Annotated in this window: 14 protein-coding genes; 8 read left to right on the top strand and 6 right to left on the bottom strand. The window is 64.4% G+C overall.

The features are described 5' to 3' along the window. The first annotated feature begins 109 nt into the window (after positions 1 to 109). From GSQ75_RS15980 to GSQ75_RS16000, 5 genes are all read left to right on the top strand, one after another. Entirely contained in the window at positions 110 to 2,626 is a 2,517-nt protein-coding gene (locus tag GSQ75_RS15980; RefSeq protein ID WP_158755881.1) for a DNA topoisomerase I, read from the top strand. After that, positions 2,627 to 3,199: a Sua5/YciO/YrdC/YwlC family protein gene (locus GSQ75_RS15985; RefSeq protein ID WP_158755882.1), complete on the top strand. Its 573-nt coding sequence runs from the start codon at positions 2,627 to 2,629 to the stop codon at positions 3,197 to 3,199. It begins immediately after the preceding gene. 155 nt (positions 3,200 to 3,354) lie between these two features. Then, positions 3,355 to 4,728, top strand: coding sequence for an AMP-binding protein (locus tag GSQ75_RS15990; protein ID WP_158755883.1), 1,374 nt, complete (start codon positions 3,355 to 3,357; stop codon positions 4,726 to 4,728). A gap of 97 nt (positions 4,729 to 4,825) precedes the next feature. Further along, the gene (gene purD / locus GSQ75_RS15995; protein WP_158755884.1) at positions 4,826 to 6,109 is read left to right on the top strand and encodes a phosphoribosylamine--glycine ligase; all 1,284 of its coding nucleotides are present in this window, start codon (positions 4,826 to 4,828) and stop codon (positions 6,107 to 6,109) included. Positions 6,110 to 6,323: 214 nt separating this feature from the next. Then, the gene (locus GSQ75_RS16000; protein WP_158755885.1) at positions 6,324 to 7,205 is read left to right on the top strand and encodes a DUF1481 domain-containing protein; all 882 of its coding nucleotides are present in this window, start codon (positions 6,324 to 6,326) and stop codon (positions 7,203 to 7,205) included. A 78-nt stretch (positions 7,206 to 7,283) separates the two neighbouring features. Here GSQ75_RS16000 and GSQ75_RS16005 read toward each other — a convergent pair whose 3' ends face one another. From GSQ75_RS16005 to mnmG, 4 genes are all read right to left on the bottom strand, one after another. Further along, positions 7,284 to 9,140 carry an autotransporter domain-containing protein gene (locus GSQ75_RS16005; RefSeq protein ID WP_158755886.1) on the bottom strand — a complete coding sequence of 619 codons (1,857 nt, stop codon included), beginning with the start codon at positions 9,138 to 9,140 and terminating at the stop codon, positions 7,284 to 7,286. Between the two features lie 113 nt (positions 9,141 to 9,253). Continuing rightward, complete coding sequence (locus GSQ75_RS16010) at positions 9,254 to 11,575, bottom strand: Tex family protein (RefSeq protein WP_158755887.1); 2,322 nt, start codon at positions 11,573 to 11,575, stop codon at positions 9,254 to 9,256. 160 nt (positions 11,576 to 11,735) lie between these two features. Continuing rightward, positions 11,736 to 12,512 carry an RDD family protein gene (locus GSQ75_RS16015; protein ID WP_158755888.1) on the bottom strand — a complete coding sequence of 259 codons (777 nt, stop codon included), beginning with the start codon at positions 12,510 to 12,512 and terminating at the stop codon, positions 11,736 to 11,738. 101 nt (positions 12,513 to 12,613) lie between these two features. After that, entirely contained in the window at positions 12,614 to 14,488 is a 1,875-nt protein-coding gene (mnmG, locus tag GSQ75_RS16020) for a tRNA uridine-5-carboxymethylaminomethyl(34) synthesis enzyme MnmG (RefSeq protein ID WP_158755889.1), read from the bottom strand. Between the two features lie 588 nt (positions 14,489 to 15,076). Here mnmG and GSQ75_RS16025 point away from each other — a divergent pair. Continuing rightward, complete coding sequence (locus tag GSQ75_RS16025; protein WP_158755890.1) at positions 15,077 to 15,262, top strand: hypothetical protein; 186 nt, start codon at positions 15,077 to 15,079, stop codon at positions 15,260 to 15,262. Positions 15,263 to 15,351: 89 nt separating this feature from the next. Here GSQ75_RS16025 and pepN read toward each other — a convergent pair whose 3' ends face one another. Beyond that, positions 15,352 to 18,003 (bottom strand): aminopeptidase N, encoded by a 2,652-nt coding sequence (gene pepN / locus GSQ75_RS16030; RefSeq protein WP_158755891.1) that lies wholly within the window; start codon positions 18,001 to 18,003, stop codon positions 15,352 to 15,354. 69 nt (positions 18,004 to 18,072) lie between these two features. On the opposite strand from pepN, the gene GSQ75_RS16035 reads away from it, so the two are divergent. Further along, a complete protein-coding gene (locus tag GSQ75_RS16035) occupies positions 18,073 to 19,083 on the top strand; it encodes an aldose epimerase (protein WP_158755892.1) in 1,011 nt (336 codons plus the stop codon). Beyond that, positions 19,080 to 20,042 carry a pyridoxal-phosphate dependent enzyme gene (locus GSQ75_RS16040; protein ID WP_174236747.1) on the top strand — a complete coding sequence of 321 codons (963 nt, stop codon included), beginning with the start codon at positions 19,080 to 19,082 and terminating at the stop codon, positions 20,040 to 20,042. The genes GSQ75_RS16035 and GSQ75_RS16040 overlap by 4 nt, the downstream gene beginning before the upstream one ends. Before the next feature lie 24 nt (positions 20,043 to 20,066). Here the strand turns inward: GSQ75_RS16040 and GSQ75_RS16045 are convergent, their stop codons facing one another. Then, positions 20,067 to 21,176: a sterol desaturase family protein gene (locus tag GSQ75_RS16045; RefSeq protein WP_158755893.1), complete on the bottom strand. Its 1,110-nt coding sequence runs from the start codon at positions 21,174 to 21,176 to the stop codon at positions 20,067 to 20,069. Positions 21,177 to 21,233 lie beyond the last annotated feature (57 nt).

Genomic DNA, 21,233 nt, shown 5'->3' on the forward strand with positions numbered 1-21,233 from the left:
GCTCACTGGCGTGGGTCTGGGCTTGACAGCCGTTGGCACGGCATGGTTTCAACTATATATATGTCCGGCACCGCAAACGCCGGTGGTTCGCTTCTGGAAATCCTGTTTCATGGCAAAAAACCTGCTCATCGTCGAATCACCGGCCAAGGCCAAGACGATCAACAAATACCTCGGCAAGGACTTCCATGTTCTCGCCTCCTACGGTCACGTGCGTGACCTGAAGCCGAAGGAGGGCGCGGTCGACACCGAGCACGGTTTCACCATGGCCTACGAGGTGATTGAGCGCAACGAGAAGCACGTTGACGCGATTGCGAAGGCAGCCAAGCTGGCCGACGACATCTATCTGGCGACCGACTTGGATCGCGAAGGCGAGGCGATCAGCTGGCACATCAGCGAGATCCTGAAGGAGCGTGGCTTGACCGAGGGCAAGCGGCTGCACCGCGTGGTGTTTTCCGAGATCACCCCGAAAGCAATCAAGGCCGCGGTGGCGGCACCGCGCCAGCTGTCGCACGACTTGGTCGATGCGCAGCAGGCCCGCCGCGCGCTGGATTACCTGGTCGGCTTCAACCTGTCGCCGGTGCTGTGGCGCAAAGTACAGCGTGGACTGTCGGCCGGCCGCGTGCAGTCGCCGGCGTTGCGCATGATCGTCGAGCGCGAGGAAGAGATCGAGGCGTTCAAGGCACGCGAATACTGGACGATCGAGGCACAGCTGAAGCACGCCGATGGCGATTTCACGGCGCGCCTGAGCAAGCTCAACGGCAAGAAGTTCGAGCAGTTCGACCTCACCAACGAAACCGATGCCCAGGCCGCACGGGATGTGCTGAAACAGGCCGCACACGGGCGCCTTACGGTCAGCGATGTCGGCTCGAAGGAGCGCAAGCGTCGCCCGGCGGCACCGTTCACCACTTCCACCCTGCAGCAGGAGGCCGCGCGCAAGCTCGGCTTCACCACCAGCCGTACGATGAAGGTGGCGCAGGGCTTGTACGAAGGCGTGGCGCTCGGCGACGAAGGCAATGTTGGCCTGATCACCTACATGCGTACCGACTCCACCATGCTTGGCGACGATGCGCTGGCCGAGTTGCGCCAGTTGATCGTGCGCGATTTCGGCGCCCATGCGCTGCCGGATGCGCCACAGGTCTACAAGACCAAGTCGAAGAACGCGCAGGAAGCACATGAGGCGATCCGCCCGACTTCGGCGATGTACACGCCAAAGGCGGTGGCCGCCTTCCTCAACGATGACCAGCGCAAGCTGTATGAGTTGATCTGGAAGCGCACCGTCGCCTGCCAGATGATCCACGCCACGCTGAATACCGTCTCGGTGGAATTTGCACTGCGCGATGTTGCCGGTGGCGACGCCTCGTTCCGCGCCAGCGGCACCACCGTGATCGATCCGGGCTTTCTTGCCGTGTACGAGGAAGGTCGCGACCAGAAGAGTGCCGAGGACGACGACGAAGGTCGCCGTCTGCCGCGCTTGGCCGTGGGCGAGCAGGTGCCGCTGCACGAGATCGCCGCCGACCAGCATTTCACCGAGCCACCGCCGCGCTACTCCGAAGCCAGCCTCGTCAAGGCGCTGGAAGAGCACGGCATCGGTCGCCCGTCGACCTACGCCAGCATCATCCAGGTGCTGCAGAACCGTGAATACGTCTTCATCGACAGCCGCCGCTTCAAGCCCAGCGATGTCGGCCGCGCGGTCAGCAATTTCCTCACTGCGCATTTCACCCGCTACGTCGACTACGACTTCACCGCGAAGATGGAAGACGAACTCGATGCGGTCAGTCGTGGCGAAGAGGCCTGGGTGCCGCTGATGGAGCGCTTCTGGCTGCCGTTCAAGCAGCAGGTGGACGAAAAGACCGAATCGGTCGATCGCAACGAGGCGACCGGCGCACGCGAACTCGGCGCCGATCCGAAAACCGGCAAGCCGGTGTCGGTGCGACTGGGCCGGTTCGGGCCGTATGCCGCTATTGGCACCAAGGAAGACGAGGACAAGCCGACGTTTGCCTCGCTGCGCCCCGGCCAGAGCATGCATACGATCACCCTGGCCGAGGCGCTGGAGCTGTTCAAGCTGCCGCGTCAGCTCGGGCAGGCGGAAAACGGTGATGAAGTCAGCGTGGCGATCGGCCGTTTCGGCCCGTTCGTGAAACAGGGCAGCACCTATGCCTCGATGAAAGCCGAGGACGACCCGTACACGATCGAGCTGCCACGCGCGCTGCAGATCGTGGCTGAAAAACTGGAGATGCTGGCGAACCGCCTGATCCTCGATTTCGGCAACGGCGTGCAGGTGCTGAATGGCCGCTACGGCGCCTACATCACCGATGGCGAGAAGAACGCACGCATCCCGAAGGAGCAGGAGCCGAAGGAGCTGACCGAGAAGCAATGTCTCGAACTGCTCGCGGCCGCACCGGTGCGCAAGGGTCGCTTCGGCAAGAAAACGCCTGCCAAGAAGACGGCGACCAAAAAAGCCGCCGTGAAGAAGGCGGCGCCAGCGACCAAGAAGGCGGCTGCCAAGAAAACCGCGACGAAGAAGACTTCTGCGAAAAAGACGGGCGCCAAGAAAACCGCCGCCAAGAAAACAGCAACCAAGAAAGCGGCGACGAAGAAGGCTGCCGCCAGGACAGTCGGGGCCTGAGTGCTGCGGCGTCTCAACCTTGCCGAGCTTGATGCCGCCGCTGCGTTGTTGCACGGCGGTGGCGTGCTGGCGTATCCGACCGAGGCGGTGTTTGGACTCGGCTGTGATCCGCATGATCGTGCCGCGTTCGAGCGGTTGTTTGCGCTGAAGCAACGACCGTTGACGCAAGGAGTACTGCTGATTGCTGCGACGTTCGAGCAGGTCGAGCGCTATATCGATCTGGCGACCGTGCCGACGGAGGTCATGCGGCAAGTGCGCTCCAGTTGGCCCGGGCCACATACCTGGATTTTTCCGCGTTCGGCGGCCGTGCCGGCGTGGATCGCCGGCACACATGCCGGTATCGCGCTGAGGGTCACCGCGCATGAACCTGCTGCGGCCTTGTGCCGCGAGTTTGGTGGTGCACTGGTGTCGACCAGCGCGAATCCGCATGGCCAACCGCCAGCGCGTTCGGCACCGACCGTGGCGGATTATTTCGGCGATGCGCTGGATGGCGTGCTGGACGCACCGCTGGGCGGACAGGCCAGCCCCTCGGTGATCCGGGATGCGCTGTCGGGCGCTATCATTCGGGCGTAAGCGGTCCAGGGGAGCGTGCCGGATCGAAAGTCGCATGCCATGCGACAGCTGAACCGTTGCGGGACGACCGTTTTCGCCGTTCACGTCGCCGTCCAGCAGTCGGCGCAATGCTGTTGCCCTGGCACAACGAATCGAGTAAGTCAGGGAGACCGCGAGTGGCGATCGTTTACGACACCTATCAGCGTGAAGCGCCGCAGCGGCTGCCGTTGCTGAGTGCGGCTGACCCCGTACGGGTGCTGGCATGGCGCGATGGCAACGCGGTGAGCGCCGCCCAGTTCCTCGCACACGTGCGTGCCGTGGCCGCCAGGCTGCCGATGGCCGCGGCGGCAGTGAACCTGTGCGAGGACCGTTACTCATTCATGGTGGCATTCTGCGCGATCGTGCTACGCGGCCAGACCAACCTGTTGCCATCGTCGCGTGCGCCGCAGGCGGTGGACGAAGTAATGGCAGCACATCCGGGCTGCTATGCGCTGGGCGAACAGGCGCTCGACCCCGCACCGAGCGGCTATCGTCAGCTCCCGCCGCTGGAAGTCACGCCATCGCTGGAGCTGGATGCGGCGTGGCCGATGATTCCGGCTGACCAAGTGGTGGCGATCGGTTATACCTCCGGTTCCACCGGTACGCCCAGTGCAAACGAGAAGACCTGGCGCAGCTTCCACGCCAGCAATACCGGCAATCTGGTGATGCTGCAGGCGGTCGTCGGGGCGCATTTCAGCGTGGTCACCACGGTGCCGCCGCAGCATATGTACGGCATGGAAATGTCGGTGCTGCTGCCGTTGCTCGGCGAAGTTGGCGTGCATGCCGGTCGCCCGTTCTTTCCCGCCGACGTGGCGGCTGCACTGGCCGAGATGCCGGCGCCGCGGGTGCTGGTGACCACGCCGGTACATCTGCGCGCGCTGGTCGAGTCCGGTATCGAGCTGCCGTCGATCACGGCGATGGTATCGGCCACCGCGCCGCTGCCGATCGAGCTGGCACAGGCCGCCGAGCGATGCTTTGGCGCGCCGCTGCTGGAGGTCTTCGGCTCCACCGAGACCTGCGTATTTGCCAGCCGTCGTCCTACCGTGGACGAAGACTGGTTGCTGTACGACGGCGTCACCCTGCATCCGCAGCCGGACGGTACGGCCGTCGAGGCGCCGCAGCTGGAGGGATCGGTCACGCTGGCCGATATCGTCAGCCTGTCCGAAGGAGGACGTCGCTTCCGTCTGCGCGGTCGGCATGCCGACATGCTGGAGATCGCTGGCAAGCGGGCCTCACTGGGCGATCTCAGTCGTCGCCTGCTGGCGATACCTGGGGTGCAGGACGGCGTGGTATTCCAGCTCGATGGTGGCGATGCACTCGGTGTGCACCGGATTGCCGCGCTGGCGGTGGCGCCGGGGCTGGACGAGCACGTGATCCTCGACGCGCTGCGCCGCGCCATCGATCCGTTGTTCCTGCCGCGTCCGTTGCGCTTGGTGGCTGCGTTGCCGCGCAACGAAACCGGCAAGCTGCCGCGGGCGGCGCTGCTGGAATTGCTGCAGCATCACGACTGAAGGACCCGCACAGCGCCGGCTGCGCGGGTGATCCGCCGCTGCCGCTACAATGCGCGCCTGCGCTGCGTGGCGCATGGGTGGCTCTCGGAGTGCAGGCATGAAGGTTCTGGTGATCGGCAGCGGCGGGCGCGAACACGCGCTGGCATGGAAGCTCGGGCAATCGTCGCAGGTTGACGAGGTGATCGTGGCTCCCGGCAATGCGGGCACCGCACATGAGCACGGCGTGCGCAACGTCGACGTGGCGATGGACGATCTCGATGGCCTGCTGCAGCTGGCCAAGCGCGAGAAGGTCGGTTTGACCGTGGTTGGCCCCGAGATCCCGCTGGTTGCCGGAGTGGTCGACCGTTTCCGCGCCGCCGGCCTGCGCATCTTTGGCCCGCGCGCGATTGCCGCGCAGCTGGAAGGCTCCAAGGCGTTCGCCAAGGATTTCCTCCAGCGCCACAACATTCCCACCGCGCGTTACGCGGTGTTCACCGATTTGAATCCGGCGCTGGCCTACGTGCGTCAGCACGGCGCACCGATCGTGATCAAGGCTGACGGCCTTGCCGCCGGCAAGGGCGTAGTGGTCGCACTGACCCTGGCCGATGCCGAGCTGGCCTTGCACGACATGCTGGGTGCGCACAGCTTCGGCGATGCCTCGACGCGGGTGGTGATCGAGGAGTTCCTCGACGGTGAGGAAGCCAGCTACATCGTGATGAGCGACGGCAGCCATGCGCTGCCGATGGCCTCGAGCCAGGATCACAAGCGGCGCGATGAGGGTGATCTTGGCCCGAATACCGGCGGCATGGGCGCCTACTCGCCGGCACCGGTGGTCACCCCCGAAGTCGAGCAGCGCATCCTGCGTGAAGTGATCGAACCGACCCTGCATGGCATGGCGGCGGAAGGAGCGCCGTTCATCGGGTTTCTGTATGCCGGCCTGATGATCGACAAGGCGGGCAACCCGAAGGTGATCGAGTTCAACGTGCGCTTCGGCGATCCGGAAACCCAGCCGATCATGCTGCGCCTGAAATCCGATCTGGTCGAACTGATCGATGCCGCGCTGGACGGCCGGCTGGAACACACCCAGGCGCGTTGGGATGTGCGCCCGGCGATTGGCGTGGTGATGGCGGCGGGTGGTTATCCCGGCAAGGTTCGCAGCGGTGACCTTATCGAGGGTCTCGATGCAGTGACCCACAGCGACAGCAAGGTCTTCCATGCCGGCACCCGGCTCGATGACCAGGGTCGTACCGTCACGGCGGGCGGACGCGTGCTGACCGTGTGCGCGCTGGGCAAGGACATCGCTGCCGCCCGCGAGCAGGCCTATGCCGCGGTCAGGCATATCCATTACGAAGCTGCATTCTGTCGTCGTGATATCGCGTATCGTGCCCTGCGGCGCGATTGAGGTTGGTGCCTGACGTGATGGCGATCAACAGCAATCCGGAGGGCGGGCGATCATGCAAGAACCTGCGTACGCCTGCGCATGGTAGGTCATTGGATGGGTTGACTTTTCCGAGCACGGCCTTTTGGGCTATGCTTGGAACTTCCCCCGCGTAGAGCCGAGGCGCACAGGCGTCTGACAGGTTTCGTGCTTGCTTTCACGTTGATGAGGTTTTCCCATGCGCAAGACGGTTTTGTCGCTGATGTCGGTTGCAGCACTGGCATTGGCCGGCTGCAACAATGCTCCTTCCTCGTCGCAGTCGACGGACACGGGCGCGGCTTCCGCCGGCTCTGCAGAGACGGCCACGGCCGCCAAGGTCGTCAGCCAGGTGAGCGGCACGATCTCCTTGCGCGGATCGATCCAGCCGTCGGCGACGGCCCAGCTGGTGATCAACCTGGTCGACGTGTCGGCGACCGCCGCGGGCTCTGCGCCGCTGGCGAGCAAGACGTCCCCGGCTGGAACATTCCCGCAGCCGTTCCAGCTGACCTTTAATCCGGCCCAGGTGAAGCCGGATGATCTCTACGTGGTTCAGGTCATCCTGACCGACGGCGAGCGTCACTACGTGATGCCGATGCAGGCGCCGGTGCTGGCCAAGGGCAGCAAGAATGATGGCGTGGCGATCGAGCTGGTGGCCGAACAGACCCCGGGCGAGAAGGTGCTGGCCGCCTTTACCGATGACCAGAAGCAGCTGGGTGGGATGAAGGTCAGCCATGGCACCAAGCTCGATCCGAATGCCTCGCGCGGCTGGCAGGTCTTCCGCCAGGCAGGCAAGATCCAGTTCATCCGCGAACTGGTCGACTACGGCGACAAGGGCTTCACCAGTACCGATTACGCCTACAAGGACGGCAAGGTGTGGGCGGTCGTGCAGCAGACCATGGCCAACAGCGGTGCGAAGCCGAGTTCGATCGATCGTGCCGGCTGGAGCGATGACGGCACGCTGGTGCTGAAGCAGCATCAGGTGGGCAGCGACGTGCAGACGCTCGACGACGACGCGGCAGCGAAGCTGCACAGGCAGGCGATGGACATCCTCAGCCTTGCGACGAACGGCAAGAACAAGTAAGCCCGTCGTCCGCAAAGTCGGATATGAAAAGGCCGTCCGCGCAAGCGGACGGCCTTTTTGCTGTGCGGTTTTTATGGATCAGAAGCCGATCTTGAAGCCCATGTTGAGGCTGTTGTACTTCTGGCTGTTGTCGCTGAAACGACCGTCGTAACCGATCCAGCTGGTCACGTTGGGGGCGAGCTGGGCGGACAGGCCGAAGCTGGCGGTACCCCAGGTCTTGTCCGGCACGAAGCCGGCCAGGGCGAACGTGCCATTCATGGTGTTCAGACCGGTGTTGATCTCGCGTGGATCAGCCTTGCTGTCACGGTTCCAGGCCAGCTGGGCATACGGTGTCATGACCAGGTTGCCAACTTGCCACTGGCCCTGCAGGCGCCAACCGAGGGTGGAGATCAGCGCCTGGCGATGCTGACTGCCGAACCACATGGCGGTGGCGTCGCTGCCATTTTCGCTGTAGCTGTCGACATCGATGTCCTGCCATTCCAGATTCGCGAACGGGCCAGTCTTGATGGTGCCGATGTCAAACCACCAGCCACCGGTGAAGCCGACGCCGCGGTGCGTGCCATCTGTATTGCCGGTTTCACTGGTCTGCGCGGCGCCGATCTGGAAGGTGCGGTCGATGTCGTCGAAGCTGGACTCGCCGTAGCTGGCGTAGGCGCCGACATAGCCGCCGCCGGCGTGATAGGTGAGATAGCCCAGCCCGGAATAGTCTTTCAGGGTGTAGCCGCCACTGCCCGGCATGTCGGCATTATTGCGTGCCGCACCGAAGGCGACACCGCCGGAGAGGTTGTCGGCTGGCTTGAAGTCGACGCCGAGCGTGAGGTTCAGGTTATTGCTGTTGGTCTGCGGCGAGCTGCTGCTGCCGTCGAAGCGTTGCTGAGCGTAATCGATGTTGACGAAGGCGCGCTCGGTGTCACCCAGGCTGTCCTTCAACATCTGATCGCGCAACACGCCTGTCTGCTCGGTGGCGGAAGCCAGCGGTGCCTCGCCGAGCAGCGAGATTTGTCCTGGCGCCGCCAGCTCGGACAGCACCACCTGCGCCAGCATGGCGTGGGCGGCGGTGGTCGGATGCACGCCATCGGCAAACAGATAGGTCTGATCCGCACCAGGTGCGACCAGGGTGCTGCCATCGCAGTCATGTGAGCTGGCGGTGGTGCAGGCCGGCGTGGTGATGTTGGTGAAACCGTACTTGGCGGGATCAGCCACCACCTGTTCGAACAACGCGTAGGTATTGACCCCAAGCGTGTGCGAGCCAAGCCCGGCATTCAGCGTCTGGTTGTAGGACTGCGACACGCCGGTAAGGAAAGCTTCGATGCCCGGCACCAGCGCTTCGTCCGCGTGCGCCGAGGGCGTATCTCCGATATTTGGCAGGTTGAACACCACCAGGTAATTCGCGCCGGCCTGCTTGATCTGGTTGATCAGCACCAGTTCCTGCGTGGCGGCGGCATTGATGTTCGCGGTCGCCTGTGCCGCGGTCTCGCCGGCACCGGGAATGACGGTACCGATGCCGTACTGGGTAGAGTGATAGAAGATGTCGTTCGCGCCACCCCAGACCATGTAGAGGCTGTGCGGATCGGCCTTGGTGCCATTGGCGAGGTAACCGGTGACCTGCTGGGTGATGGTCGGGATCGACGGATCCGGACCATCGTCATCGGTGACGATGCCAGCACCGCCGTAGGCATAGTCGCTGCCGCCCACGCGCGAGGGCTGCAGGTTGAAGCCGTAGTGCCCGGCCACGATCTGCACGGCGACTTCGCCGGGATTGGTGGTGAACTTGGAGTATTCGTTGAGCGAGGTGGAAAAGAACTGGCCGGTATCGCTCAAGCTGTCGCCGAACACCACGACGTTGTCGAACGGTGCACTCCCGGCCGCGTGTGCCGTGGTGGCCAGAAGCATGGCGGCGGCGATCGCCGTGACCAGATGACGTGTGCGAAGCATGTGCTGACTCCCCGGAAAGGCGGCCCGGGAGGGCCGCGTAACAAGGGCGTAACAATATCGGAAAACGTGCGGATGCGCATGGTCAGGCGCACCATCTTTTCCGGCTCTCGGCGTCAGTTCTTGCGAGCCCGTGCAAAGGCATCAGCCAACGCGTTTCCGCCTGGCGCCGGCGCCGGATTATTCGTGTTGCTGCGCGCCGGCGGGCGTGCATCGCGCTGACCCCTCGGCGTGTCGCTACCGGCAGCCGGTCGGCTGCGTGCCTGACCGGGCTCGTCGTCCAGCCGCATGCTGAGGCCAATGCGTTGGCGTGGCAGGTCGACCTCCATCACCTTGACCTTGACGATGTCGCCGGCCTTGACGGCGTCGCGGGGATCCTTGACAAAGGTGTGCGACAACGCCGAGATGTGCACCAGGCCGTCCTGATGCACGCCGATGTCGACGAAGGCGCCGAACGCGGCGACGTTGGTGACGCGGCCTTCGAGGATCATGCCGGGCTTGAGATCCTTCACGTCCTCGACGCCCTCGGCAAAGCTCGGCGCGACGAATTCCGGACGCGGGTCGCGGCCGGGCTTCTCCAGTTCTTTCAGGATGTCACGCACGGTCGGTACGCCGAATTTTTCGTCGGTGAACTGCTCGGGTTTCAGGCCGCGCAGGAAACCGGTGTCGCCGATGATGTTGCGTACCTCGCGGCCACACTGGGCGATGATCCTCTCGACCACGGGATAAGCCTCCGGGTGCACCGAACTGGCGTCCAGCGGGTTGTCGCCGTTCGGTACGCGGAGGAAGCCGGCGCACTGCTCGAAGGCCTTGTCACCGAGACGCGGCACCTTCAGCAGCGCCTTGCGGTTGGCGAATGGGCCGTTCGCGTCGCGGTGCTTCACGACATTTTCGGCGACGGACGCGGACAATCCGGCGACGCGCGACAGCAACGCAGCAGACGCAGTATTCACATCCACGCCGACTGCGTTGACGCAATCCTCGACACGCGCATCCAGCGCACGCGCCAGCTTGATCTGGTTCACGTCATGCTGGTACTGGCCGACGCCAATCGCCTTCGGTTCGATCTTCACCAGTTCGGCCAGCGGGTCCTGCAGTCGGCGTGCAATGGAGACGGCGCCACGCAGGCTCACGTCGAGCTCGGGGAATTCCTTTGCCGCGAGTTCCGAAGCGGAATACACCGAAGCGCCGGCTTCACTCACCACGATCTTGGACAGCTTGGCCTCCGGAAGCTTCTTGATCAGCTCGCCAGCCAGCTTGTCGGTTTCGCGCGAGGCGGTGCCGTTGCCGATCGCGATCAGATTCACGCCGTGCTGCCGGCACAGCTTCGCCAGTTGCACGAGGGATTCATTCCACTGCCGGCGTGGTTCGTGCGGATAGATGACATCGGTGGCGAGCAGCTTGCCGGTGGCATCGACCACCGCCACCTTGACGCCGGTACGGATGCCCGGGTCCAGGCCCATCACCGTGCTCGCGCCAGCGGGTGCGGCCAGCATCAGGTCCTTCAGGTTGTCGCCGAATACGCGGATCGCTTCGTCCTCGGCGCCTTCGCGCACGCGGCCGAACAGGTCGAGGGTGAGGTGCAGGTGCAGCTTGACGCGCCAGGTCAGGCGCACGGTTTCGCGCAGCCATGCATCGGCGGCGCGGCCACGGTTGTGGATGTTGGCGTGCGCGGCGACGCGGCCTTCGCCTTCGGCATGACCTTGTTCGCTGTCGGCGGCGGGGCTGAGTTCCAGCTCAAGAACGCCTTCGTTGCGCGCGCGCATCAGTGCCAGCAGTCGGTGCGAAGGGATCTTGCCGACCGGTTCGACGTGATCGAAGTAGTCGCGGAACTTGGCACCCTCGTTCTCCTTGCCTTCGACTACTTTGGCGCGGATCTGCCCCTGCGCCCACAGCCAGTCGCGCAGCTCTCCGACCAGGTGCGCATCTTCGGCGATCGACTCCATCAGGATCGCGCGCGCGCCGTCGAGCGCGGCACGTACATCGGCCACGCCTTTCTCCGCATCGACAAACTTTTCAGCGAAGGCCTCAGGGGCCAGCGTGGGATCCTCACGCAGGCCCAGCGCCAGCGGCTCCAGTCCCGCCTCGCGCGCAATCTGCGCCTTGGTGCGGCGCTTGGGCTTGAACGGCAGATACAGATCCTCCAGCCGCGCCTTGGTGTCGGCGGCAAGGATGTCACCCTTCAATGCGTCGCTCAGCTTGCCCTGTTCCTCGATGCTGGCGAGGATCGCGCTGCGGCGATCCTCCAGTTCACGCAGGTAATACAGGCGTTCTTCCAGCAGACGCAGTTGGGTGTCGTCGAGACCGCCGGTGACTTCCTTGCGGTAGCGCGCGATGAACGGCACGGTGGCACCGCCGTCGAGCAAGTCTACCGCTGCGTGTACCTGCTCCGGCTTGGCGGCGATGTCCTGGGCAATGCGTTGTTCGATGCTGAGCATGGGTGACTTTCTGTTCCTTGCAATGGCGCGCCGCGCCGGATGAATGCTATCGAGCCGACGATGATAGCAAGCGGCCTCGACACCTCATCAGCCGAATGTCGGACCCCTAACGAAAACGGCGCCGCGACGGGGTCGCGGCGCCGTGGATGGAAACAAACGATCAGGCGCTGAACGAGTTGCTGTTGCCGGAGGAGGCTTGGGTCGGCTTGAACTCGCTGGCGCGGCCATTCAGCACGAGGGTGCCGACCATGATGTCGTGCAAACCCTGCTTGCGCTGGGTCCAGGCCACCATCAGAAAGCCGATGCACAGGATGAGGCCGCTGAGTATCTTGGCCGGATAGCGCCCCAGTGCACGCATGAAGCTGATCCGATGGCCCTGCAGGTCGGTGACACGGATACCGAGCGCCAGCTTGCCGATGCTGGCCTGCCAGGTCGAGCTTTCGCATACGGCAAAGTAAGCCCAGTCGATCAGGATGCCGAGCAGGATCGCCGGCCACATCGCGGCATAGAAAGCCTGTTGTGCAGCCAGCATGAGATGCGGATCGCCAGCGGCGTTGGTGATGGCCTGTGTCATCGCCAGCTTGGCCGCATCAACTCCCATCATTTTCTGGATCAGCAGGGAAGGGAAGTACAGGATGATGGCGTCGAGAATGTAAGCGCCCACGCGTTTCCAGAAGCCGGCATAGTCCTCCAGCGCGGCAGCATTGGTCTGCGGCAGCGGCAGCAGCGGCGCGGTAGGTGCCGAATAGGGATTGGCGGTCGGCGGCGCGGTGCGCACTTCATCGGCGAACAACACCGACAGCGGCTGCCAGTCGGCGAGGCCTTCGTACCACGCCAGATCCTCACGGCTGAGCTGGCCGCTGCGCAACCACTGGCGCACATCGTCTTCTTTGTACGGGCCATGCCGCTCGCCATCACGACCGATCCAGATTTCCATCGAGCACACTCCCCAAGCTGGTCAAAGTGGGCATGATGCCATGAGTGTTGGCGGATTCTGCATGATGCAGGTACCAGTGCAGCACGCCGGGATGGATTGCGTCAGGCGGCGTGGCGCTTCAGATGCACCAGCAGCAGCGAGATCGCGGCGGGCGTGACGCCGCTGACGCGGGCGGCCTGGCCGAGCGTGGCCGGCTGCGTGCGCTTGAGCTTCAGCAGCACCTCGGCCGACAGGCCGCGCACCTTGTCGTAGTCGAAGCTGACAGGGATCGCCGTATGCTCGTGCCGGCGCTGGCGCTCGATCTCCTCGCGCTGGCGTTCCAGATAGCCGGAATACTTGGTCTGCACCTCGACTTGGGCGGCGACATCCTCGCGCTCCACCGCCGGACCGAGTTCGGCGACGCTGGTGAGTTTCGCGTAGTCCAGTTCCGGGCGGCGCAGCAGGTCCAGCACATTGGTCTCACGGCTTACCGCGATGCCGAGCTGGCGCTCGATCGCTGCACCGAGCGCATTGTTCGGCGCGGCCCACAGCGCGCCCAGGCGTTGTGTCTCGCGTTCGACCGCCGCGCGCTTCGCGCGCAGTGCATCGAAACGTGCCTGCGGCACCACGCCCAGCGCGTGGCCGGTTTCGGTGAGCCGCAGGTCGGCGTTGTCCTCGCGCAGATGCAGGCGGTACTCGGCACGCGAGGTGAACATGCGGTACGGCTCGATGGTGCCGTTGCTGGTGAGATCGTCGATCAGCACGCCGATATAGGCCTCGTCGCGACGTGGATACCACGGCGCCTTGCCCTGCACGGCGAGTGCCGCATTGAGGCCGGCGACAAGCCCCTGCGCGCCGGCTTCCTCATAGCCGGTGGTACCGTTGATCTGGCCGGCGAAGTACAGGCCGGGAATGGCTTTCGTCTCCAGCCATGGCTGCAGTCCGCGCGGGTCGAAGTAGTCATACTCGATCGCGTAGCCCGGTCGGGTGATATGCGCGTTCTCGAAACCCTTGATCGAACGCACCAGCGCCAGCTGCACATCGAACGGCAGCGAAGTGGAGATGCCGTTCGGATAGACCTCGAACGTGTCCAGTCCTTCCGGTTCGATGAAGATCTGGTGCGAGCCCTTCTCGGCAAAGCGCACCACCTTGTCCTCGATCGACGGGCAGTAGCGCGGGCCGACACCTTCGATCTGCCCGGTGTACAGCGGCGAGCGATCCAGCGCGCCGCGGATCAGTTCGTGGGTGCGCTCGCCGGTGTGGGTGATCCAGCAGCTGACCTGGCGTGGATGTTCGTCGCGCGTACCGAGGTAGGAGAACACCGGCGCCGGATCGTCACCGGGCTGTTCCTCGAGGCCGCTGAAATCGATGCTGCGCAGGTCGATGCGTGGTGGTGTGCCGGTCTTCAGGCGATCGGCGGCCACCGGCAGTTCGCGCAGTTTGGCGGCCAGCGTGCTGGCCGGCGGATCACCGGCACGGCCGCCAGCGTATTGCGCCGGCCCAATATGGATCTTGCCGGCGAGGAAGGTGCCGGCAGTGAGTACTACGGCGGTCGCAGCAAATGACAGGCCCATCTGGGTCACCACGCCGGTGACGCGGCCGTTCTCGATAATGAGGTCGTCCACCGCTTGCTGGAACAGCTCCAGATTGGGCTGGGTTTCGACGATATGGCGGATCGCAGCCTTGTACAGCGCGCGGTCGGCCTGGCAACGGGTGGCGCGCACGGCCGGCCCCTTCGAGGCATTCAGCGTGCGCCACTGGATGCCGGCGCGGTCCGCGGCGTGCGCCATCGCGCCGCCGAGCGCATCGATCTCCTTGACCAGATGGCCCTTGCCGATGCCGCCGATCGCCGGATTGCAGCTCATCTGGCCGATCGTCTCGATGTTGTGGCTGAGCAGCAGCGTGCGTGCACCCGTACGCGCCGCGGCCAGCGCGGCCTCGGTGCCGGCGTGGCCGCCGCCGATCACGATGACGTCGTAGCGGGTCGGATGACGCATGAAACTGCCCTGGCAGAGTAAAAAAGTGACGAAACGGGGCGCCATGGTAACGCCATCAAGCCCATGTGGACCGATCACGTTCATTGGCATGTTTCCTGCTTTATTCCATCAGCACTTTCACGGGCAGACGCTGCGCGACTACGCGCGCCGAGATCGAACGGACAGGGGTTCGATTGTGTACCGGGAAAGGAAGCAAGACGGCACCTCTCGGGGTGCCGTCGTCTTTTATGAGGCCCAAAAGACAAGGCCCCGCGGTTTGCAGCCGCGGGGCCTTGTGCTGATAGATCTGGCGCCCGGCGGTCTCAGGAACAGGGGGAATCCAGGATGACCGTATTGCCGAGCGCCAGAAACCGGAATGTTGCTGGCGCAGACAGCGAGCGCTGTCGCGGAACGTGTGTCGATATTTACCCCATACGCGTGAACAAGGGGTGACTGAAGAGGGTTTTTGTGCCGGGCCGCGGCAGCAGTTGACGTGCAGCGTCAGTCACGCGAAGTGGGTCATCGATCAAGCGTGACCAACATCACACATTGGCACGGGCAATGCATTCACCCCACTACCAACACGAACCAAGGCGAAGGAGACATACCATGGACATGAACTTCAACTTCGAACCGGTTTATCCGCATCACGATCTGCTGGTCGAGCTGGGTCAGGTCGAGATGGCGATCGATGGCCTGAGCGAGCGCCAGGACAACGAGCGCGGTGCGCTGCAGCCGGGTCTGGAATCGCGCATGCAGAGCCTGATCGAAGCGCTGGATCATCTGGCCGTCTGAATCATGTAGAGCATGTGCGTGGTGATCGCACCACGTGCACCGGGGATGACGCCGCGGGGCAGGCACGTGCACAGCCGCCCCGCCACCGCTCAGTGATTGAGCACGTTACCGATGATCTCGGCCAGATTGCGCGAAAGCCCGCCTTGCTCGGCCAGTCTGGCAATCGCTGCACGCGCCGCCTCGCGCCGCTGCGGTTCCAGTCGCTGCCAACCGTTGAACGCCGTGGCCAGTCGCGCCGCGAGCTGCGGATTCAGTGCATCCAGCGTGACCAGCCGTTCGGCGAGCAAGCGGTAACCAGCACCGTCGATGCGATGAAAGCCACTCGGATTGCCGCGCACGAACGCGCCCAGCAACGCCTGCACCCGGTTCGGGTTCTTCAGTGTGAATGCCGGGTCGCGTTCCAGCAGCAGCACGCGTTCCAGCGCGACATCGCCGGGCAATTGCGCCTGCGCGGCAAACCACTTGTCCAGCGCCAGCGCGTTGTCGGCGTAGCGTGCGTGATAATCGATCAGCGCCGGTGCTGCCTGCGCGGCATGGCCGCGCACCAGCACGGTCAGTGCGGCGAGCCGGTCGGTCATGCAGGACGCGCCCCGATATTGCACCGTGGCCAACACGCGGGCGCTGCTGCTGTCGACCAGATTCAACAGCTCCAGCACGCGACGCTTGAGCCGGCGTCGCGCCTGGCTGACAGCATCCAGCTCGGCATTGGCATGCGCGGCCAGCGTCTGGTAACGCTGGCGCAATGCCGACGCGCCCAGCTGCTCGGCCAACCGTTGCTGCAGGCGCTCACGCAGCATGTGGATATGCTGCGGGTCGACCGCCTGCTCGTGCTCGGCCAGCTCGATTTCACCCGGCGGGGTCAGCAGGTCGGCCAATAACGCATCTTCGATGGCGTCGTTGTTGAACAGGAACACCAGCGCATCGACCCAGGCCTGCAGGGCATCGGTGGCGGTGTCGTCGCGTAGATTTTCGTAGGCACGCAGGGCGAGTTGCTGGCCGGCCTCCCAGCGATTGAAGCCGTCGATGTCGTGGCGCAACAGCAGTGCCAGTTCGTCCGGCGTGTAGTCGAAGTCGAGGATCACCGGCGCGGAGAATCCGCGCAGCAGGGAAGGCACCGGCGCGGTGATGACGTTGTTGAAGACAAAGCTCTGCTCGGCCTGTGCCAGCACCACCATGCATTCGGTTTCACGGGTGGGTGGCTGGCCGTCCAAATGCAACGGCAGCATGTCACCGTTTCGCGTAAACAGGGACAGCTTGACCGGGATTGGCAAAGGCGCCTTCGGCCCGTGTTCAGTGCCGGCCTGGATGTGCTGGGCCAGCGTGAGCGTGTACTCGCGCCGGGCGGCATCGTAGTGGCCGTGCGCCTTCAGCCGTGGTGTGCCGGCCTGGGCGTACCAGGCAAGATATGGCGTGAGGTCGATCCCGTTGGCTTCGCCCAGCGCGCCGAGGAAATCTTCCAGCGTGGCGGCGCGGCCATCGTTGCGCTCGAAGTAGCGATCCATGCCGCAGCGGAAGCCATCCTTGCCTAGTCGCCCAGCCAGCATGCGCACCAGCTCGGAGCCTTTCTCGTACACCGTGGCGGTGTAGAAATTATTGATCTCGCTGTACTGCGCCGGACGTACCGCATGCGCCAGCGGGCCGGCATCCTCGGGGAACTGCGCACGACGCAGCAGGGCGACGTCCTCGATGCGCTTCAGCGATGCCGAATTCATGTCGGCGGAGAAGCTCTGCTCGCGGAATACCGTGAGCCCTTCCTTCAGTGATAGCTGGAACCAGTCGCGGCAGGTGACGCGGTTGCCGCTCCAGTTGTGGAAATACTCATGTGCTACCACGGCCTCGACATGTCGGTATTCATCATCGGTGGTCGAATCCGGATTGGCCAGCAGGCACTTCGCGTTGAAGATGTTGAGGCCCTTGTTCTCCATCGCGCCCATATTGAAATCGTGAGTGGCGACGACGTGGAACACATCGAGATCGTAGTTGCGGCCAAAGGCCTGCTCGTCCCAGCGCATCGAGCGTTCCAGCGCGTCCATCGCGTAATGGCAGCGGTCGATCGCGTCGGCCTCGGCCCAAATCTTCAGCTGTACGGCGCGTCCATCGGCGGTGACATAGTCGCGTTCGATCTTTTCCAGACGACCGGCGACTAGTGCGAACAGGTAACTGGGTTTGGGGTGTGGATCGACGAAACGAGCCCAATGGCGGCCGCCTTCCAGTTCACCGGCGCCGTCGGGGTTGCCGCCCGCCAGCAGTACTGGAAAGCGTGCGCGGTCGGCACTCAAAGTGACGGTGTAGCGTGACTGCACGTCGGGCCGGTCGGGGAAGAAGGTGATGTGGCGGAAGCCTTCGGCCTCGCACTGGGTCAGCAGGAAGCCGGCCTCGCGCGAGCCGGACAGGTAGAGGCCTTCCAGCGCGGTGTTCGCGGCCGGGCGCAGTCGCACGCGCGTTTCCAGCACGCTGCCGTCATGGGCACCATCGACTTCCAGCACGTTGCCGACGTAGCGGTACGCGGTGGCGGGCAGCTGCTCACCATCCAGTGCGATCGACAGCAGCTGCAGGTTCTCGCCGTCCAGCCGCAGCGGCGTTGTCTGCGCGGGATCACGGCGCAACAGCAGGCGTGCGAACAGTTCGGTGGCATCGATGCCGAGGTCGAAATCCAGTTCGACCGTCTCGACCCGCCAGGCGGGTGCACGGTAATCGCTGAGACGGATCAGTGCAGGGACTTGCTCGGAAAGTGCGTGCATGCGGACAACAGTGGGGGCGGATAATGATCAGGCTAACATGGGGCGCTTTAACGGCAGGAGAACCCGCAGATGCCAACGAACGCAACGCCATATACCGCCGAGCGCGCCCGGCTGGGCGACCAGGAGATCGTGGCGCTGACCGGTCCCGGCGCTAGCCGGCGCCTGCGCATCGCGCGTCATGGCGCGGCGCTGCTCAGTTTCGAGGTGGCGCTGGATGGGAGCATGCGTGATCTGGCCGACGGCTACCGCGATGCTGCCGAGGTGGCCAGTCGACCCGGTTCGCGTTTCGCGATCATGGTGCCGTTCGCCGGGCGGATTGCCGATGCACGCTACCACTTCGATGGCCAGCTGCAGGATCTGCAGCCCGGTATCGTCGGTGCCGCCCGCGCCAGCCGGCATGGCTTCGTGCGCGACACGGAGTTCGACATCACGGCACTCGAGGCGGATGAACACGCGGCGTGGGTGACCTTGGGCACGAGTTCGATCCGTCCGCAGCCCGGTTATCTGCATGCGATCGATCTGACGGTGACGTTCACGCTGGATGCTGGCGGGATCACCCTGGAGGTGCGCATGCGCAACGTCGGCGACAGCGCGGCACCGTGCTTCTTCGGCTGGCATCCGTACTTCCGGCTGGCCGACAGCACGGTCGATGGCTGGCAGTTGCAGATTCCCGCGCAGACGCTGATCCGTACCGATGCCGATCTGATCGCGCTGCCCGGCGCGGCGGCGTTCGTGGCACTGGACGATGTGCCTGCGCTGGATTTCCGCAAGCCGCGGCTGCTCGGCGACAGCATTCTCGATCATGAATACACGAACCTGATAGCCGACCCCGATGGCCGCATCCGGACCCATCTGCGCGATCCATCCAGCGGGCTTGGCATCGCGGTGTGGCAGGAACACGGCGTGATGCACGCATTCACCGCCGACACGATAAGCCGCGATGCGCGCCGCGCTATCGCGCTGGAGCCGATGGAGTGCATGGCCGATGCATTCAATCGCCCCGAATGCGCCGACGCGATCCGTTTGCTGCCCGGTGCCGAGCGCAGTTTCCGTTGTGGTGTGGAGGTCGAGTTGCCATGAGTTCATCGCTGGGTGCGTTGCCAAGTTTTGAACAGATACGTGATGCCGCTGCGCGCATCGCACCGCATGCACGGGTCACGCCGGTGTTGCGCAGCGAGGCGCTGGATGCGCTGAGTGGCGCCGAGCTGCACTTCAAATGCGAGAACCTGCAGCGCGGCGGCGCGTTCAAGTTCCGCGGCGCCTGCAATGCGGTATGGGCGTTGAGTGATGAGCAGGCCGCGCACGGCGTGGTCACCCATTCCTCCGGCAACCACGGCAATGCGCTGGCGATGGCCGCGGCGACTCGCGGCATCGCTGCGCATGTGGTGGTGCCGGAAGGCGCGGTACGCGCGAAGATCGAAGCGATCGAGCGCGCCGGCGCAATCCTGCATCGCTGCGCGCCGACCCAGGCCGCCCGTGAGGCGATGACGGCCGAAGTGGAAAAGACCACCGGCGCGGTGCTGGTGCACCCGTATGCCGACACTCAGGTTATGGCAGGCCAGGGCACCCTGGTGCTGGAGTTGTTGCAACAAGTGCGGGGGCTGGGCGCGCTGATCACGCCGGTGGGCGGTGGTGGTCTGGCCAGCGGCGCGGCGATTGCCGCACATGCAATCCATCCCTCGCTGGCCTTGTTCGGTGCCGAGCCACTAGGTGCAGACGATGCCGCGCAATCGCTGGCGCATGGTTCACGCGTCACCACGATGGTGCCGGACACGCTGTGCGACGGACTGCGTGCGCTGGTCGGCGAACGCAATCTCGACGCCTTGCGTGCCCATCAGGTGAACGTGATCACCGTCAGCGATGCAGAAACCATCGCAGCGATGCAGCTGCTGTGGTCGGAGCTGAAGCAGGTGGTGGAAGTGTCCAGCGCCACCGTGCTGGCGGCGATCCTGCAGCAGCGCGAGCGCTTCGCCGGTCGCAGGGTGGGCGTGGTGCTGACCGGTGGCAACGTCGATCTGCAGGCGTTGCCCTGGTACTAGAGCCTGCCCTGCGAAAGCAGGGCGTCAGGCTACTTCAGCGGATGTGGCGTTGCTGGCTTGATGTGCTTCGGCGGCGGTTGCGCCTGGCGACTTGTGTTCGAAAATATGCAGGTCCAGCTTGCTCACCGGAATCGGCCGGTAGCCTTCGCCGAACGCCACCTCGCCGGGCGTCCAGCCCTCGATGCAGCGCACCGCCCCCCAGAAGCGCTTCAGCGCGGCCCAGTGCAGGCCGACCAGGCCGTGGTCGTTGTCGGCATCGACGACCGGGTCACCCACGCCGGTCGGCCGCAGCGGCTCGCCGTACAACGAGGTGCGGAACAGCACGTCCCAGATCGAGAACACCTGGCCGTAGTTGCAGATGTGCAGGGTCGGCCGCTCGGGATCGACCAGCATGTGGTGCAGGCGGTGGAATTTCGGATCGACGAATACCCGCTCGAACACTTTGCCGAAACCGATGCGCGTGTTCGTATGCGAGAAGTTCTGCACCAGTTCGCCGAGCAGCATCAGCCACGCGAACTCGTCCGGGTCCACGCCGATTACCAGGCCTACTACGGCCAGGATCATCGACTGGATGAAACCATCGACCAGGCTGCCGCGATCGTTGGTCCAGCAGCTCATCTGCCGCGTACTGTGATGCATGCTGTGCAGCGCCCACCACCACGGGATCGCGTGCTGGGTGCGGTGCATCCAGTAGTACACGAAGTCGTAGATGACGTAATAGACCCCAAACAGCACGAATGGGTGCTGATTGAACCACGGTATCCAGTGCGTCAGCGCCAGCGGCGAGCCGGTGCTCGAGGTAGCGGTGTCGGCGCCGCCGAACAAATGGCTGAACGGGGTCAGCACCAGATAGGTGAACAGCGGGAAGATGCCCAGGAGCATCAGCAGCGTGTAGTTGCGATCGACCAGGGTCAGCTTGCGATCGGTCCAGTGCTCGGCGGGAAACCAGGTCTCCAGCGGGCGGAACAGAAAGCCGATGATGCCCACCTGCAGTGCCGCGATCATCAGCGACGCGGCGATGTCGTTGGGGTCGCCGGCCAGCCCGTTCAGATGCACCACATCCAGGAAGGGCACGACCGCATGGGCACTCAGCCAGCTGACTCCATGAGTCCATAATTGAGGCAGATCAAGCATCGGCATTTCTTCAGTTTCGGCAGCGTTACATGATATCGCTGCATGCAAGCCCGCAGG

Origin of the sequence: Dyella sp. S184 (genome assembly GCF_009766065.1) — a bacterium.
Taxonomy (GTDB): Bacteria; Pseudomonadota; Gammaproteobacteria; order Xanthomonadales; family Rhodanobacteraceae; genus Rhodanobacter.

Excerpts from the sequence above, each read along its gene's own strand:
- GSQ75_RS16040 (WP_174236747.1), top strand. The coding sequence starts at position 19,080 with ATGAGTTCATCGCTGGGTGCGTTGCCAAGTTTTGAACAGATACGTGAT.
- GSQ75_RS16005 (WP_158755886.1), bottom strand. The coding sequence starts at position 9,140 with ATGCTTCGCACACGTCATCTGGTCACGGCGATCGCCGCCGCCATGCTT.
- GSQ75_RS16000 (WP_158755885.1), top strand. The coding sequence starts at position 6,324 with ATGCGCAAGACGGTTTTGTCGCTGATGTCGGTTGCAGCACTGGCATTG.
- GSQ75_RS16045 (WP_158755893.1), bottom strand. The coding sequence starts at position 21,176 with ATGCTTGATCTGCCTCAATTATGGACTCATGGAGTCAGCTGGCTGAGT.
- GSQ75_RS16015 (WP_158755888.1), bottom strand. The coding sequence starts at position 12,512 with ATGGAAATCTGGATCGGTCGTGATGGCGAGCGGCATGGCCCGTACAAA.
- mnmG (WP_158755889.1), bottom strand. The coding sequence starts at position 14,488 with ATGCGTCATCCGACCCGCTACGACGTCATCGTGATCGGCGGCGGCCAC.
- GSQ75_RS16010 (WP_158755887.1), bottom strand. The coding sequence starts at position 11,575 with ATGCTCAGCATCGAACAACGCATTGCCCAGGACATCGCCGCCAAGCCG.
- pepN (WP_158755891.1), bottom strand. The coding sequence starts at position 18,003 with ATGCACGCACTTTCCGAGCAAGTCCCTGCACTGATCCGTCTCAGCGAT.
- GSQ75_RS16025 (WP_158755890.1), top strand. The coding sequence starts at position 15,077 with ATGGACATGAACTTCAACTTCGAACCGGTTTATCCGCATCACGATCTG.
- purD (WP_158755884.1), top strand. The coding sequence starts at position 4,826 with ATGAAGGTTCTGGTGATCGGCAGCGGCGGGCGCGAACACGCGCTGGCA.
- GSQ75_RS16035 (WP_158755892.1), top strand. The coding sequence starts at position 18,073 with ATGCCAACGAACGCAACGCCATATACCGCCGAGCGCGCCCGGCTGGGC.
- GSQ75_RS15980 (WP_158755881.1), top strand. The coding sequence starts at position 110 with ATGGCAAAAAACCTGCTCATCGTCGAATCACCGGCCAAGGCCAAGACG.